12 protein-coding genes are annotated in these 17,086 nt (G+C 57.7%); 9 read left to right on the forward strand and 3 right to left on the reverse strand.

The window, feature by feature from the left end; genetic code table 11:
• The first annotated feature begins 11 nt into the window (after positions 1-11).
• A complete protein-coding gene (locus EXY20_RS10325) occupies positions 12-833 on the forward strand; it encodes a carbohydrate ABC transporter permease (RefSeq protein ID WP_135550514.1) in 822 nt (273 codons plus the stop codon).
• Positions 834-900: 67 nt separating this feature from the next.
• Here the strand turns inward: EXY20_RS10325 and EXY20_RS10330 are convergent, their stop codons facing one another.
• From EXY20_RS10330 to EXY20_RS10340, 3 genes are read right to left on the reverse strand one after another with little or no spacing between them, the layout of a single operon-like run.
• Positions 901-1,755, reverse strand: coding sequence for a carbohydrate ABC transporter permease (locus EXY20_RS10330; protein WP_135550516.1), 855 nt, complete (start codon positions 1,753-1,755; stop codon positions 901-903).
• Positions 1,749-2,636, reverse strand: coding sequence for an ABC transporter permease (locus tag EXY20_RS10335; RefSeq protein WP_235885547.1), 888 nt, complete (start codon positions 2,634-2,636; stop codon positions 1,749-1,751). Before EXY20_RS10335 ends, EXY20_RS10330 begins: the two co-directional genes overlap by 7 nt.
• Complete coding sequence (locus EXY20_RS10340) at positions 2,620-4,242, reverse strand: extracellular solute-binding protein (protein ID WP_135550520.1); 1,623 nt, start codon at positions 4,240-4,242, stop codon at positions 2,620-2,622. Before EXY20_RS10340 ends, EXY20_RS10335 begins: the two co-directional genes overlap by 17 nt.
• A gap of 324 nt (positions 4,243-4,566) precedes the next feature.
• Here EXY20_RS10340 and EXY20_RS10345 point away from each other — a divergent pair, with 324 nt between their 5' ends.
• From EXY20_RS10345 to EXY20_RS10380, 8 genes are all read left to right on the forward strand, one after another.
• Entirely contained in the window at positions 4,567-5,694 is a 1,128-nt protein-coding gene (locus tag EXY20_RS10345; protein WP_135550841.1) for an ABC transporter ATP-binding protein, read from the forward strand.
• 163 nt (positions 5,695-5,857) lie between these two features.
• A complete protein-coding gene (locus EXY20_RS10350; protein WP_167859140.1) occupies positions 5,858-8,680 on the forward strand; it encodes an extracellular solute-binding protein in 2,823 nt (940 codons plus the stop codon).
• A 67-nt stretch (positions 8,681-8,747) separates the two neighbouring features.
• Positions 8,748-9,641, forward strand: a complete 894-nt coding sequence (locus EXY20_RS10355; RefSeq protein ID WP_407944910.1) for a carbohydrate ABC transporter permease — start codon at positions 8,748-8,750, stop codon at positions 9,639-9,641.
• 2 nt (positions 9,642-9,643) lie between these two features.
• Entirely contained in the window at positions 9,644-10,516 is an 873-nt protein-coding gene (locus EXY20_RS10360) for a carbohydrate ABC transporter permease (protein ID WP_135550524.1), read from the forward strand.
• A gap of 57 nt (positions 10,517-10,573) precedes the next feature.
• Positions 10,574-12,697 (forward strand): YIP1 family protein, encoded by a 2,124-nt coding sequence (locus EXY20_RS10365; RefSeq protein WP_235885643.1) that lies wholly within the window; start codon positions 10,574-10,576, stop codon positions 12,695-12,697.
• Positions 12,694-14,934 (forward strand): DUF5696 domain-containing protein, encoded by a 2,241-nt coding sequence (locus EXY20_RS10370; RefSeq protein ID WP_135550526.1) that lies wholly within the window; start codon positions 12,694-12,696, stop codon positions 14,932-14,934. Before EXY20_RS10365 ends, EXY20_RS10370 begins: the two co-directional genes overlap by 4 nt.
• Positions 14,931-15,794: a carbohydrate ABC transporter permease gene (locus EXY20_RS10375; RefSeq protein ID WP_135550528.1), complete on the forward strand. Its 864-nt coding sequence runs from the start codon at positions 14,931-14,933 to the stop codon at positions 15,792-15,794. The genes EXY20_RS10370 and EXY20_RS10375 overlap by 4 nt, the downstream gene beginning before the upstream one ends.
• A gap of 260 nt (positions 15,795-16,054) precedes the next feature.
• Entirely contained in the window at positions 16,055-17,032 is a 978-nt protein-coding gene (locus tag EXY20_RS10380; protein WP_135550530.1) for a carbohydrate ABC transporter permease, read from the forward strand.
• The last annotated feature ends 54 nt before the right edge of the window (positions 17,033-17,086 follow it).

Raw genomic sequence — 17,086 nt, forward strand, 5'->3', positions numbered from 1 at the left:
GAGGATAGCCAATGCGAATGAAACCGGCCGATATCGTCAAACCCGTCGTGCTCGGCGCCGCCGCCGTGCTGATGATTTTTCCGATCTATTGGATGATTACCGGCTCGTTCAAGCCGAACCTGTCGCTGTGGGCGACGCCGCCGGAATGGGTGCCGCATCGGGTGACGATGCAGCATTTCACGGAGCTGTTCGACAAGAAGCCGACGCTGCGCTGGCTGTTCAACAGCGTGTACGCCGCCGGCGTCTCCGTCCTGTTCATCGTGCTGTTCTGCGCGATGGCGGGCTATGCGTACGCGAAGAAAACATTTCCCGGCCACCATGTGCTGTTCTTCTTCATTATTGCCACGATGATGATGCCCCGGCAGGTGACGCTTATTCCGCTTTACCGGCTCGTCTCCGACTGGGGCCTGCTCGACTCGTACACCGGCCTGATCCTGCCGGGACTCGCTTATCCGTTCGGCGTGTTCCTGATCCGCCAGTTCGTCCGCTATATTCCGGACGAGCTGCTGCAGGCAGCCAGCATCGACGGCGCGGGCGAGCTGCGCATCTTTTTCCGCATCGTCGTGCCGCTCATTGCTCCCGCGCTTGGCGCGCTGGCGATCTTCGCCTTCATGGCGGAGTGGAACGACTACATCTGGCAGCTGATCGTGCTGCAGAAGGACACGATGAAGACGCTGCCGCTCGGCGTATCCGGGCTGATTCGCCAGGACCTGTCGATCAACTACGGTTTGGCCATGGCCGGCGGGACGGTGGCGTCGGTGCCGCTCATCGCGTTCTTCCTGACCTTCCAGAAGAGCTTCATCCGCGGCGTTGCGCTCGGATCGGAGAAATGAGAAAAGAGGACTTGCTGCATGCAAGTCCTCTTCGTTCCCCCCGCCGCCCGCAAACACTTTTAGCGGTTCATCCTTTTTCCGCCCCGAGCATGATGCCTTTGGCGAAATATTTTTGCGCGAACGGATAAATCGCCAGCACCGGGACGAGCGAAAGGAAGATCGTGGCGTTCTTTAGCGCCTGCGGCGGTATGGACGAGTTGCCGATCGGGTCGTTCTCCTTCGCCTGCCCGAGAATGAGCATATCGCGAAGCACGACCTGAAGCGGGTATTTGTCCGCGTCGTTCATGTAGATCATGGGCAGGAAGAAGCTGTTCCAATGCCCCATGAAAAAGAACAGGCCGATCGACGCAATGGCTGGCTTGGAAAGCGGAATCACGATCGACAGCAGAATCCGATATTCCGAGGCGCCGTCGATTTTCGCCGATTCTCGCAAAGAGGAAGACATCGCTTCGTAGAAGCTCTTGAGCAGCAGCAGCTCGATCGTCCAGATCGCGTTCGGCAGCACGATCGCCCAGATGGTATTGAGCAGATGAAGCTTCTGCACGATAATATACGTCGGAATGATGCCGCCATTCAGAAACATCGTCAGCACAATCGCGACGAGCGCCAGCTTGCGGCCGCTGAACTCCGGCCTGGAGAGCGGATACGCCGCTACCGCGGTCATCGCCAGGTTGATAAACGTGCCCACGGACGTATACAGAATCGTATTCAGGTACGCCCGCGGGATTTTCGGATGATGCAGAAGCTCACGATAAGCCTCGATATTGAATCCTTTGGGCCAAAGCGCCACTTTGTTCTGCACGATGCTGGCCGGATCGCTGAACGACACCGCCACGATATAAAGGAGGGGGTACACGGTTATAAACGCGACGCTGGCAAGCAAAACATAAAGAACCGTGTCGAACAGGAAACGCTTCACCATATCCCCCTCCCTCCTGCCCGGCGGATCGTCAGCTGCGAGGCGGTCAGCATGAGCAGGGCAATCGTCGCTTCAAAAAGGCCGACTGCCGCCGCATACGAATAATTGGCCTCGAGCAGACCCTTGCGGTACACGTAGGTGGAGAACACGTCCGCCACGTCGTAGGTCATCGGATTATAGAGCAGCAGCACCTTCTCGTAGCCGATGCGGAACATCGCCCCCGACTTGATAATCAGCATGATCGAAATCGTCGGCAGGATGCCCGGCAGCGTAATGTGCCGAATCATGCGCAACCTGGAGGCGCCGTCAACTCTGGCCGCCTCGTAAAGCGACGGATCGATCGAGGCGATCGCCGCAAGGTAGATGATGGACTCGTACCCCATGTACTGCCATACCTCGGAGGAGACGTACAAGGTGCGAAACCACTCCGGCTTGGCGATGAAATACGTGGTGGGAAAGCCCCACGAATGGAGCGCGTGATTCACGATGCCATTCGTGGGGGATAAAAAATCGATCAGCATGCTGCAGACGATGACGACGGACAGAAAGGCCGGAATGTAGCTCATCGTCTGTACCGTTTTCCTGAATCGGGCATGCCTCACTTCGTTCAGCATAAGCGCGAAGAGAATCGGCATCGGAAACGCCCACAGCAGCGTATAGAACCCGAGAAGCAACGTATTTTTAAATAATAACCAGAAATCCGGACTGTCGAACAATCGTTCAAAATGCCTCACGCCGACCCAATCGCTGCTCAGAATCCCCTCGTATACGTTGTAATCCTTGAATGCAATGATTAACCCGTAAATCGGACCGTAGCGAAACAGCAAGTAGAAGGCGGCGCAAGGAAGAAACAACACCCATAGCTGCCTATTTGATTTCGTCATACCGCTTCTGAGCCGCATTGTAGGCGCCGACGAACTTGCTCGCCCCAAGCTTCTCGGCGCTTTGCAGCCACTGTGTCCAATCCGCGTCGCTCATCTCTTTCTTCATGATGTATTTCGTGCTGAATTCCTGGGCCGCCTTATCGAGCGAAACTTTAAGATCGGCCAGTGTCTTCGTTTCCTCGTCCGTAAATTTCGGCATCGGGTCCGGCGTTTCGAACTTGTTGCTCTTGACGATCTTATCCTGCGCTTCCTGTTCCTTTGCGGTGAAGTTGAAGTACACGCTCCGCTTGTCGGGGCGAAGGTACATCGCATTGGCCCACAGGCCGTACTTTTTCTGCAGCACGTTGATATCTACCGTCGGCGCGTCCTTCAGCTCCGAATATACGGGCTTTCCGTTTTCCAGCTTGTACGTTTCGCCTTCGACTCCCATGGTGACCAGCGATGCGCCGGACGGGCTTGTCAAATAGTCCAACAGCTTGAGCGCCGTTTCTTTATTGGCGTTGTTCGCCACCGCCAGCCCGACGTTGTCGATCCTGGGCAAGCTGCGGACATGGCCGGTCGGGCCGACCGGGTTGCCGTAACGCAAGTTGTAGTCCGGCATCTGCGACTTCACCTGATTGGCGAACGCTTCCATCCTTCCGATCCAGTCGAATGTGACGAACGCCTTGTTCGTTGTCATTTTGCTCGTCCACGACGCATCGGTGTCCGTGATGAATTCCGGGTCGAGCAGCCCTTCGTTAAACAGCTTCTTCATGAAGTCAAGCATCGCTTTATATTCCGGCGCGGTGTAAGCCAGCTTCCACGTTTTCGCTTGTTCGTCGTAATAAGCGGGGAAAACGCCGTTGTGCGAACCGATCCCCCAGCCGAACGCCAACACTTCAAAGATGGCTTCCTTGTACTTGGACGCGAACGGGTACGACTGCGGATAAGCTTCCTTCAGCTTTTTCAGCGCTTGATAGAATTCATCCGTCGTGGTCCATTCCTTGATGCCCAGCTTGTCGAAAACATCCTTCCGGAACAGGAAGCCGTGATTGACATCGCGCTGGAGTCCGTAGATCGGCCACGTGTACAGGTTGTTCTTGTCGTCCGACCAGGACTTCATCACCCAGCTGTTGTCTTTGTTGTCGACGTAAAGCTTCTTGAAGTTCGGCAGCTTGTCAAGATACGGATTGATCGGCGTCAAAGCGCCTTGAACCCCCATCTTGTTCACTTCCGCGGGCGACAGGCCGTGGAAAATATCCGGCAACTTGCCGGATGCAAGAACGACGCGAAGCTTCTCCATATAGCTTGCCGCCGGGTAGGCCTGGATATCGAGCTTGATGCCCGTCCGCTTCTCAATCTCTTTCGCCAGCATCGATTCGTTCATGTTCGTGTGGTCGCTGATCATCATCCAGGTCAGCGTCGTCGGCTTGTCGACCAGCGGCAGCTTCAGTCCGCCGGTATCGCCGTAAGGCGAAACGGCAGCCGATGCGGCCGGGCTTGCGATCGGACTGGCGCTCGGGCTCGAGGATGCGCTGCCGTCCGAGGATCCCTTGCTGCCGCACGCCGCCAACAGCAAGGCGAGCAATGCAAGAAGCAGTGTCAAGCGGGCAATGACTTTGTTCATTCGTTTATCCTCCATTCGATTCTCTTTGTCCCTTTTCAGCAATAAACAACAAAAACCGTCCAATAATGCCCCCGTACGCCTTGTCATGGTTCCATCACGTACCGCACACCTCCCGTCGATCATCTCTTTGACTGACCCACCTTATCGTATGGCGGCCGTTCGGCTTTGTATATATGCGATTCCTTCTGTAATATCCAAATCTGCCATACCGGCAACATTGCAAGCATTTGCAGATTTTCGGAGCATTGTCCGCTGTTCAGCGCGCCAATCTTTCCGTAGCATGTTTGCAGGGACTGTTACTCGAAAATAAAGGAGGGGCGAATGTTGTCGACCATTCTGTTCGATCACGTATGCAAGCAATACGGGAAAGACAATGCCGTCGTGAAAGACTTTTGCCTGGAGGTGCTGGACAGGGAGTTCATCGTTTTCGTCGGACCCTCGGGGTGCGGCAAATCGACTACGCTGCGCATGATCGCCGGTCTGGAGGAGATCAGTCAAGGCGGGATTTATATCAATCATGTCAAAGTCAACCAATTGCCCCCCAAAGATCGGGATATCGCGATGGTGTTTCAAAATTACGCCTTGTATCCGAACCTTTCGGTATACGAGAATATCGCCTTCGGCCTGCGGCTTCGCAAGCAACCGAAGCATGAAATCGATCTCGCGGTCAAGCGGGCGGCACGTGTGCTCGAAATTGACGCCTTGCTTGGCCGCAAGCCCCGGGACTTGTCCGGCGGGCAGCGGCAACGGGTTGCCCTCGGTCGGGCCATTGTGCGGAATCCGCAAGTATTCCTGATGGATGAGCCGCTTTCGAACCTCGATGCCAAGCTTCGCGTGTCCATGCGTTCGGAGCTGATCCGGCTGCAGAAGCAGCTCGGCGTCACCACCATCTACGTCACGCACGACCAGACGGAAGCGATGACGATGGCCAGCCGCATCGTTGTGATGAAGAACGGCGTCGTGCAGCAAGTCGACACGCCGGAACGGGTCTATAATCAACCCGCAAACACTTTCGTGGCAGGCTTCATCGGTTCGCCTCCGATGAATTTTATGGAAGGCCGCTTGCTTGAGCAGGATGGCGGCGGACTGGCGTTCCATACCAATCGGTTTGCGCTCCCGCTCCCCCCTGCAATGGGGAGAGCGCTTGCACAGCGCCATTATAACGGCAAATCCGTTATTCTCGGCATACGGCCGGAGCATATCGCCGTAGAGGAAGATTCGCTGGGCGAAGACACCGATATCGGCTCCCGCGTAACCGGACTTCACCGGTTCTCCGAGCTCATGGGGGCCGACCGTTATCTGCACCTGGATATCGGCACCGGCAGCACGCTGGTGGCCAGAACCGCACCTCACCGGCATTTCGCCGATGATGAGAAAGTTAAGCTGACTTTCGGTCTGAATCAGTCGATTGTTTTCGATCGGACAGACGGCACCCGAATTCTTGATGCATAGAAGGGGAATGGGCATGCAGGCTATACGAACCTTACGTAAATTGCGATTCGCGGCTCTTTTTGCGGCGGCCGTGTCGATCGGCTCCGCTTCCGGTTCGGCCGCAACGCAGTCGAATGAACAGCCCCCGCCAGCCAATCAGGAGGCAAATCTGGGCGATATCCCGGTGGCCACAACGCTCGAGCCCTATTATGCCGAGGTGCTGGCCTCCTGGCTCACACAAGGGTTAACCACGACGACGGCGCAGCCGATTCGCCTCAAGGGAGCGAGCAGCTCGGCTCAATCCGCCGATCGCTACGCACTCTCCGGAACTTACCGGGAGAAGGACGATGTCCTGCTCTGGCAAAGCGCGGCAACCAGTTGGGTGGAATATACCTTTACGGTGAAGGAAGACGCTCTCTATACGATGAAGCTTGATTATCATTCGCTCGATAGGGACGGAGCCGCTTCCGATACGCGAACGCCGGTCATGCTGGCCGTAACGGTAGACGGCGCATTTCCTTACCGGGAGGCGCGCGCGATTCCGTTTCGCCGCATGTTCAAGGACGAGTTGCCGCCGAAGACGGACCGTTCCGGCAACGACATTCGGCCGAAGCCGCAGGAACGGAAGGAATGGATCGAGGAACCGTTCCGCGATGCGGCGAACGCCTACAGCGAGCCGCTCCTGTGGCATTTCACCAAAGGCGCGCACACGATCCGGCTGGCAGGCGACCAGCCCGTTGCCATCGCCTCCCTGACGGTCGCTCCTCAGGAACCAATCCTGCCTTATGCGGATTATGCCGCAAGTCTTCCCGCAGACACGAACCTGCCGAAGGAAACGATCACCGTCGAGGCTGAAGCGATGGCCGCCAAGAACGATGTATCGATTCTGATCGCGGTCGATCGGGATGCGCGCTCGGTCCCGTCCGCCTTGCGGAAGGATCGATTCAACACGGTGGGCGGCGCGCAGTGGGGAAGCGGCGGGCAGTCGATCAGCTGGACATTTCGCGTGCCATCCGCCGGCCGATACCGCATCGCGATGCGCGCGCTGCAGAACACCGCCTCCAATCTGTCGGCCTTCCGGACGATCGCGATTGACGGAAAGGTTCCTTTCCGGGAACTGCTCGCTTACCGGTTTCCGTACAGCGCCAGCTGGCAAGGGCTGCAGCTCCGGGACGACAAGCGCAAGCCGTACGAGTTCAGCCTGACGGAAGGCGAGCACACGCTGACGATGACGGCTACCTCCGCGCCGTACCAGCCCGTGATCATTCGCGGAGAACGGGCCGCGGGCGCGGTCCGCGAAATCGTGGTCGAGCTCAAGGCGTTGACCGGCAACGTGGTGGATAAGGACCGAACGTGGAAGATTGAACGGGATCTCCCCGAACTACCGGGCCGCCTCCGGGCAATCAGGGAGGAACTGCAGCAAATGGCGCAGCTGCTGCTCGCAACGAACGGCCGGCGCGACAACCTGCTGCAGCTGATCGAAACGAGCGTCAAGGATCTCGACAGTTATTTGAAGGTGCCGAATGAAATTCCCTATTATACCGATCAATTGAGCGCCATGCAGGAGAAACTCGGCACCGTGCGCGAATCGCTTCTGCGTTCGGCTCTGCAGCTCGACCAACTTTATATCGTCCCGCTTGAGTCGCCAATCCCCAAGATGGAGGCAGCCTGGTACGAACGGCTGCGGGCTTCGGCCGTGCGATTCCTGAACACCTTCTCCCGCGAGGACAAACTGGAGCATCAAGAGGAAGACGTATTGAACGTGTGGGTCAACCGGGGGCGCGACTATGTCAATTTGCTTCAGGAGCTCAGCGACGAGCTGTTCACGCCGGAAACCGGCATTCCGGTGCGGGTCAGCCTGCTGCCGGACGAAAATTTGCTGCTCTATGCCAACGCTGCCGGAATGGCACCGGACATCGCGCTGGGACAGCCGCAGGATAAATCGATCGACTTCGCCATGCGGAACGCGCTGCTGGACCTCAGCCAATTTCCCGACTTCCGCGAGACGGCCAGCCGGTTCGCCCCGGGTGCCCTGCTTCCTTTCTATTACAACAAGGGCTATTACGCGCTGCCCGAAACGCAATCGTTCAAGGTGCTGTTCTACCGGAAGGACATTATGCAGCAGCTGGGACTGCGCATTCCCGATACGTGGGAGGACGTTTACGCCATGATGCCGACCCTGCAGCAGAACGGCTATAACTTCTACGTGCCGCCGAACGATTACGTGACCTTCATGTATCAGAACGGAGCCGAATTTTTCGATCGCGGCGGTCTGCGGACGGCGCTCGATTCGCCGGCGGCATTCCAAGGCTTCAAGCAGCTGACGGATTTGTTCAATCTGTACGACCTGGAGAAAAGCGTACCGAGCTTCTATCAGCACTTCCGCAAAGGGACGATGCCCATTGGCGTAGCCGACTATAATCTGTACGTGACCTTGTCTGTCGCCGCTCCGGAGTTGACCGGCTGGTGGGGCATCGCCCCGCTGCCGGGGGTCAAGCAGCCGGACGGTACGGTCGCGCGCTGGTCGTCGGGCGGTCAAACCGCAGCCTTCATCTATAAGAGCTCGGCGCGCAAAGAGCAAGCGTGGGCATTTCTGAAATGGCTCGTCTCCGCGGAAACTCAGGAACGCTACGGCTCCGACCTCGAATCGTATTACGGCGTCGGCTTCCGCTGGAATACTGCCAATATCGAGGCGTTCACTCATCTTTGGCCCAAGCAGGAGCTGGCCGTGATCCTGGAGCAGTGGCGCTGGTACAAGGAGCTGCCGAATTTGCCGGGCTCCTACTTTATCCCGCGCGAGCTGGGGAACGCGTGGAATCGATCAGTGCTCAAGGGCGTGCATTTCCGGGATTCGCTTGAGGAGGCGGTCGTCAATATCAACCGGGAAATGTCGCGCAAATCGCGGGAATTCGGTTTCCTCGCGGATGACGGCCGCATCCTGCACACGCTGGAGTGGCCCGTCGTCGATCAGCCATGGGAAGGAGTCGATCCGTATGTCGCAAAATGAGCTCGAATGGCGGACGGCGCTTCGCCCTGACCGGCCGACGGTCCGCAGAGGGGCCGCCGCCTGGATCATGCGGCTGTGGTCGTTCCGGGCCGCGTACATGTTTATCGCTCCGTTCGCCGTCTGCTTCCTGCTCTTTATCCTGCTGCCGATTATGCTTGCCGCTCTGCTCAGCTTTACGTCGTACAACGGGTTGGAGCCGCCGCGCTGGATCGGATGGGACAATTTCATGGCGCTGCTGTCGCAGGATCTCATCTTTCTGAAGTACGCGCTGCCGAACACGTTCCGCTTCGCGCTGCTCGTCGGCCCCGGCGGCTTTGCCGCTTCGTTCCTGCTGGCATGGCTCATCTCGCAGCTGCCCAAGTGGTCCCGTTCGGTCTACGCGCTGATCTACTATTCGCCATCGCTGACGGCAGGCATCGCGATGGCGGCGGTTTGGCTCCCTCTTCTCGCCGGGGACCGGATCGGCTATTTGAACAGCCTGCTGCTCAAGCTCGGGCTGATCGTGCAGCCGGTCATCTGGACAACGGACGGCAGGTATCTCATGCAGTCGATGGTTGCGGTCACGCTATGGTCCGGCATGGGGGTCGGTTTTCTCGCCCAGCTCGCCGGTATTCTGAATGTGAATCCGGAGCTGTACGAAGCCGGCCGAATCGACGGCATCAGGAGCCGGCTCCAGGAAATCTGGTACATCACCATTCCGTCGATGAAGCCGCAAATGCTGTTCAGCGCCGTCATGGCGATTGTCGCGACGTTCAAGGCAGGAGATATCGGGACCGTACTGTCCGGCACGTTCCCGACCCCGCTCTATTCGGGACACGTCATGATCAGCCACATTCAGGATTACGGCGAAGTGCGCTTCGAATTGGGCTACGCCGCCGCCGTGTCGGTATTCCTGCTCCTGATGATGTACGCCGCGGGCAAAGGCAGCGGGAAGCTGTTCGGCTCAAGGGGGGACGAGTAGCTATGGGTCTCTTGCGAACCATCGTATCCATACGGCGTATGGAACCGTTCCAGCTGGCGGTTGTCGGCATTCTCACGCTGCTCGGACTGTTCATGGCGCTGCCGATCGTGTTCATTATCAGTCATTCCCTGAAGCCTTATCAGGAACTGTTCGTGTATCCGCCGCGTTTCATCGCGCAGCATCCGTCGTTGCACAATTTCACCGAGCTGTTCATCGTGACGGGAAGCTCGGCTGTTCCGGTGACCCGGTACTTGTTCAACAGTATCTTCGTCACCGGAACCCTGGTAACGCTCGTTACGCTCGTCAGCGCCATGTGCGCCTATCCGCTCTCCAAGCTGGGGTTCCCCGGGTCCCGGCCGCTCATGGCGCTCATTCTGCTGACGCTCATGTTCGCGCCGGAAACCGTAGCGATTCCGCGGTACTTGATCATCTCGAAGCTCGGCATCATGGGTACGTATTGGGGACATCTTCTGCCGTACCTCGCGGCGCCGACGTGCGTCTTTCTGATGAAGCAGTTCGTCGATCAGGTGCCGAACGAGCTCCTGGAAGCGGCGAAAATGGACGGCGCGAGCCAGACGACCATATTCGTCCGGGTAATCGTTCCGATGATCATGCCGGCTGTCGCCACCGTCGGAATTTTGACGTTCCAATCCGCCTGGGGCAACATCGAGGCATCCCGCCTGTTTATGCAGGACGAAGCGATGAAGACGTTCCCGTTCTTTCTCTCGACGCTTACGAACGGCCTTGCGAACAGCGTCGCGAGGCAAGGGGCCGCCGCTGCCGCCGCCGTCATCCTGTTCGTGCCCAATCTTGTCGTCTTTCTTGTGTTCCAGCGGAAGGTGATCGCGACGATGGCCCATTCCGGCATCAAATAACCCTGCAAAGTGAAATTCTTATGCGATATAGATAGCTACGGAGGTTACGACGTGAACATGACGATCCGGCGGCGGTGGCTGCCGCTCTTCGCCGCGCTGCTTGTGCTGATGGCGGCTGCCCCGCCGCATGCAAGCGCCGACGTTGCCTACAATACGAACTTTATCGACCAGAAAGCGCGCAATCTTTCCGTGCAGCCGGCCTATACCCCGATCGGCATTGCCGGGGATCATTTGACGATTGAATCGCCTGCCGGCCAGTCCCGCAATTCCCCGCTGCAAAATCCGAAGGATCTGTTTATCGGTCCGGACGATCATCTGTACATCGCCGATACGGGGAACAATCGAATCGTCGAGCTGGACGCGAATGGAAACCAGGTCCGATTCCTTACCGTCCCGGAGAGTCCGCTGAAAAAGCCGGAAGGGCTGTTCGTCACGAAAGCGGGGGAAATCTATATCGCTGACACCGGCAATAAGCGCATCGTTCGACTGCATCCGGACGGAACGCTCGCGAAAGTTTACACCAGACCGGATTCCCGGTATATCCCGGCCTCGTACCCGTTCGATCCTGTTCGTCTGGTCGTCGATACTCGCGGCTTCCTGTACATCGCCATGCTCGGCAGCTATCAAGGGGTGCTGCAGCTGAACCCGGAGGGTCGTTTTCAGAGCTTCTACGGGGCGAACAAAACGCCGCTCTCGCCGATCGATGCGCTGAAACGGACGTTTTATCCCCGGCAAATGTACGCGAACGAATCCAGCAAGCTGCCCGATGCGATCAGCAGCCTGGCCATGGATCGCGACGGCTTCATCTACACCTCGACGCGGGGCGTGACGTCTGTGAAGAACACTGTCAAGAAGCTGAACATCCGCGGCGTGAACATGCTGCACTCGCGAACGGGCAATTTCGGTACTATCCGGGTATGGGAACGGAAATACGAGTCAGGACGATTGGTTTTGCCGGCGCTGATCGATTTGACCGTGGACGTCAACGGCAATATTACCGCAATCGACTCGATCTACCATTACGTTTATCAATACGATGCGAACGGCAATCCGCTGTTCTTCTGGGGCGGCCCGGCGCCGGTGTCGACGACGCAGCTCGGACTGCTCAAGACTCCCGTCGCCATTGACGCCAACTCGCGAGGCGACCTGTACATTCTGGACGGACAGGACGGACTGATCCATATCCTCCGTCTGTCCGAATTCGGCGCCTTGGTCAATCGCGCCAATCAATTGACGCTTCAGGGAAGATATGAGGAAAGCGAACGCCCCTGGCAGGAGGTTCTGCAGCACAACGCCTACTTCACGCCGGCCATTCTCGGGCAGGCCAAAGCCGCCTACAAGACGGAAGACTACGCTCGCGCCGCCCGTCTGTTCATCAAGGGAGAAGATCCGGTTGGCTACTCGGACTCGTTATGGCAGATAAGGCTGCTTTGGTTCCAGCGTCATTTTGCCGCCCTTGCCACCGGACTGCTTGCCGCCGCGCTCGGCATCGCGCTGCTCGGCTGGTGGAGCCGGCGCAACGGGTGGCGGGCCGCCTGGCGAAGCAGAAGCCGTTCGCGAATCCCCGCGATCGTTCAATTCAAGCATGTCTGGCACCTGTTGAGGCATCCGATCGATGGCTTCACGGCCATCCGTTACGAACGCAAGGGCAGCTACCGAAGCGCGCTAACCGTGCTTGCCGCAGTGTCGCTTTCGCTGGTGTGCATGAACCTGTTTACCGGTTACAGCTTCAATACGGTCAATACCCGTTCATTCGATGTGATAAGCTATTTGCTCCGCAGCGGCGCGATTTGGTTCGGCTGGGTGCTGGCTCATTATTTCGTCAGCACCATCTACCAGGGCGAGGGGCGCTTCAAGGACGTGTTCATCGGCAGCGCCTATGCGCTTATTCCCATCGTGCTGATCGGCCTGCCGCTTGCCCTCGCTTCCAACGGCCTTACGCTTGCAGAGCAATCGATTTATTCCTTCTTTCAGAACGGGATGAGCATATGGATCTTCCTGCTCCTGTTCTGGATGATCATGTCCGTCCATAACTATACGTTCGGCGAAACGATCGTCAATCTTGTCCTGTCTGCCGCTGCGTTCGCCACACTGGCCGTGCTTGTCTTTATCATCCTTGGCATCGGCAGCGACCTGTATATCTTCATCACAGACGTCACCAGGGAGGTGTATGCGCGATGACAGCCTGGCTTCGCATCGGAAAGCGTTTCGGTTTTCCTCTGCTGCTGGCATGCCTTGCCGCCTATGCATGGGCGCACCTTCAATTCGGCGAGCCTTCCGCACAATCCGTACCGGCCTCCCTGAAGACGCCTGGAGCGGTTAAGGTGGCCAAGGGATTGGGCGAGCTGCCGCAGCCCGGACAGTTCGTCCGCGCCGCTTCAACCGGCTCGCTCGAGCTGTCGGTCGATCCGTCGACCGGACACTTTCAGGTACACGATTTGCGCAACGGCAACATGTACCGTTCCTACCCCGACCCGGAGCACTGGCCGAGCGAGACGCAGGAAGGAACATGGCGCACGCACCTGCGTTCGCCGCTGATGCTGCGCTATATCGATTTAAGCGGCTCCAAGTCGCTCGCCCAGCCGAAGGACACGAATTTCCTGGAGGAACAAGGGACGATTCGCGATTACAAGCTGCTCCCGGGGGGATTTTCCCTGACCTTCGATCTGCCGAGCAAGATGATCTCCATTCCTGTCCAGGTCACACTTGAGAACGATTCTGTCGTCGTTCGAATCGTGGACGCCGGCATCCGGGAAGGCGCGCTCCGCCTGCTTTCGATTCGCGTTTACCCGATGTTCGGCGCCGTACATTCCGCAGGCCAGGAAGGGTTTCTGTTCATTCCCGACGGCTCCGGCGCCACGATCCCGTTCCGGGAGCGCCAGGCGAACGCCAGCCTGATCTATCAGGAGCCGATCTTCGGCATGGACGAAGCGTTCCGGTCGCCGATATTCGAGCCTTCCCGCAACCGGGTGTCCATGCCGGTTTTCGGCATGCGCTCGGGCGGACGATCCTTCTTGTCCATCGTCGAGGACGGCGCGGCGTACACGGAAATCGTCGCTTCGCCCTCCGGCGTGTTCAGCGGGTATAACTGGATTGCTCCCGTTCAGATGTACCGGAAGCCCTATTCGCTGCTTACAAGCCGTACCAAGCAAACGTTCGCGGAAGTATACGACAAAAACAATCGCTTCGGCGGCGACCGTGTCGTTCGCTACGTGCCGCTTGCAGACGGCAGAAGCGATTACGTCGGCATGGCGGAGCGGTACCGCAGCTATCTGGTCGAGCGGTACCGCCTGAAGCCGATTAACAGCCGAAGCGGCGAACTGCCGCTTACCCTCAGTCTGCTCGGCGGCGAGCAGGAAGACGGTAATTTCGGCAGCCGTTACTTGCTCGGCACGACCGCGGACGACGCGAAAACGATCGTGCGGCAGCTATACGACCGCGGGGTTCACGAGATGACCGTGCGATATATGGGCTGGCAGCCCGGCGGCTACAGCGCGGCTGGACGATTCGATGCCGTAGATTCGCGAATCGGCGGGAATGCAGGCATGAAATCGCTCGTTTCCTTCGCGCATTCGCTTCATGTACCCGTCTTCCTGGATGCCCCGTACGGGGTGAACCGAACCGGAGCGGACGGGTTCTCCAGAAAGCGGGACGGCATGCGAAATCCGGGCGGCACGATTATGGACGATTGGGTCAGTCTCCCGTTCCTGCAGAAGACGATCGACCGGCATATCGCATTCTTCCGCTCGCTCGGCATCGACGGACTTGCGGTGCGGAGTCTCGGCGAGACGCTGTCCAGCAATTACAACACCAATTACCCGGGCTCGCGCCTGGAAACCCAATTGCAGCAGGAGCAGCTGCTCCGCGAATTGGCGGCCGCTTCGCTGCAGCTTCGCGGCACCAGGTCCAATCTGTATGCTTTGCCTTACCTGCAAGCCATCGACCGGCTGCCGGACGATTATTCGTACGACACATTTTCGGACACCGGCGGCGTCCCGTTCCTGCAAATCGCGCTGCACGGGTTTATCGCCTATACGTCGGACTTCGGAAACGATCGGCAGGAATACCGGAAACAGCTGCTGCGCAATCTGGAGTACGGTGCCAACCCGAGCTTTGTGTTTGCCTCCGACAATACCGACAACCTTCTTTTTGCCGAGGGGATTCACCCTTACAATCCGAATTATCGGGACTGGCTGGATCTAGCGGCAACCGAATATCGGCTCATGAACGAGGCGCTCGGAGACGTGCAATCGGAGCCGATCATTGGCCACCGCGCGCTTGCGCCCGAGGTGAAAGAAACGGTTTACGCGGGCGGCAAACGAATCGTCGTCAACTACGGAACCGAGCCGTACCGATACGGCGAAACCGTCGTGCCGCCGATGGATTATCGGATCATACGAGGAGGGGATAACCGTTGAGCGAAGTCCGCGCATCGCGCCGGCGTCTGTCCGCCGGTACTTCCCGCAAGCTGGAAGGTCTGCTGTTCATTAGCCCCTGGCTCTTCGGATTTGTTGCGTTCATGGCGTTTCCGATCGGCTATTCGTTCTACATGAGCTTCCATAACGTCAAAATCCAAGCCAGCGGAGTCAGCAGCACTTACGCCGGTCTGAAGCACTACAAGTACATTTTGTTCGAAAACGCGACCCTGCTGTACGATCAGCTGTTGCCGTTCCTGCGTCAGGCTCTCGTCATGCTGCCCGTGATCGTCATTTTTTCGCTGCTCGCCGCGATTTTGCTAAACCAGCGATTCGCCGGCCGCTCCCTGTTTCGCGCCGTCTTCTTCCTGCCGGTCATCTTTACGACCGGGGAGGTCATCTCCGAATTCATCGGGCAAGGGCAAGGCAGCCTCGGCTTCGTCTCCAGGTTCGGATTCGATTCGACGCTTGCCTCGGCCGGCAGTTGGACCGCGCCTGTGGCGGCCGTCATGAACTCGTTCATACTCGTACTCTGGTATTCCGGGGTGCAAATCATGATTTTTCTGGCGGGCAGGCAGACGATCGGGACATCCGTGTACGAAGCCGCCCGCATCGATGGAGCGGGTCCGTGGGAAGCATTCTGGAAAATCACGTTGCCCGGCATGCTGAGCTTTATATTGCTCAATCTGATCTATACGACGGTGAGCCTGTTTACATTCCCGACCAATCCGATTCTGCTGCAGGTGAACACCGTCAACTATGGACAGTCAAGCGCATTGGCATGGATTTATTTTGCCATCGTGCTGCTGTTTCTGGGCGTCATGTTCGGTTTGTTCAAGCGGGCGGTCCGATGGACCGGTTAGTATCGCAAACCTAAGCGTATGCTTTCGAAGCAAGTTTTTACTCGCTGGAAGCGGTTAAGAGAGTATCGCAAAACCTAAGCGTATGCTTTCGAAGCAAGTTTTTGCTCGCTGGAAGCGGTTAAGAGAGTATCGCAAAACCTAAGCGTATGCTTTCGAAGCAAGTTTTTGCTCGCTGGAAGCGGTTAAGAGAGTATCGCAAAACCTTTTCGTTTGCAGTGAGAGTTTAGCAAGCTAAACTCCCTATATTAGGAGGAAGTCAGATGCTGCATCCCTTACATCCCATCAAAGCGAAGGTGCGCAAGGCCTTCGACCTTGCGGTCGGTCGCCGCATGTTACTGGGCGCCCGTTCCCTGCTGCTCGGGCGGGAAGCCGATCAAGGGCTTCTGTTTCGCGCGTTCCTCTATGTCATTCTGATTGAAATGGCGTTCATTTATTTGCAACCGATGTTCTACATGATCGCGAATATGTTCAAAAATTCAGCCGATTTGCTTGATCCGACAGTAAACTGGATCCCGAGAACGCTGTATGCGGGTGAGCTTCAGGACGCGTGGCAGCAGCTCCACTATGTCCGTTCCTTTACGATCAGTCTGATGCTCTCGCTTGTTGCCGCAACCTTCCAAACCGTATCCTGCGCCGTGGCGGGATATGCGTTTGCAAGGCTGGACGTTCCCTTCAAGAAGCTGTGGTCGTTCTGTCTGCTGCTTTCCTTCATCGTCCCTACGCAGGTGGTCATTCTGCCCAACCTGATCATGGCGAAGGAGCTCGATCTCATGCACACCTATTACCCGATCCTGCTCCCCGCACTGTTCGGACACGGATTGAAGGGGGCACTGTTCGTGATCATCTATCGTCAGTTTTTCCTGACACAGCCGAAAGAGCTGGAAGAAGCCGCCCGCATGGACGGGGCCAGCGTGTTCCGCTTCTTCTTCCGGGTCATGCTGCCGCTTGCGAAGCCGGCCATGCTCGTCGTTTTCCTGTTCGCGTTCGTATGGAGCTGGAACGATTATTACTTGCCCAGCATGTATTTGGCCGGCTCCGAACGGGTACCGCTGTCCATGGGCGTCTCGCAAATTTCGCTCGTCATCGCGCAGCGTACCGCCGAGTACGGCCCGTCGATCTACGACGAACCGCTCAAAATGGCCACCTCCTTCCTGATCATCCTGCCTCCGCTTGTGCTGTACTTGTTTGCGCAGCGCTGGTTCGTTGAAGGGGTGGAGCGTACCGGATTGGTTGAATAGCTGTACACCCGCTTTCATTATCGCGAAAAAGCCTCTCTCATTCCTGGAAATGAG

It is taken from the genome of Paenibacillus cymbidii (assembly GCF_004764705.1).
Taxonomy (GTDB): Bacteria; Bacillota; Bacilli; order Paenibacillales; family NBRC-103111; genus Paenibacillus_AN; species Paenibacillus_AN cymbidii.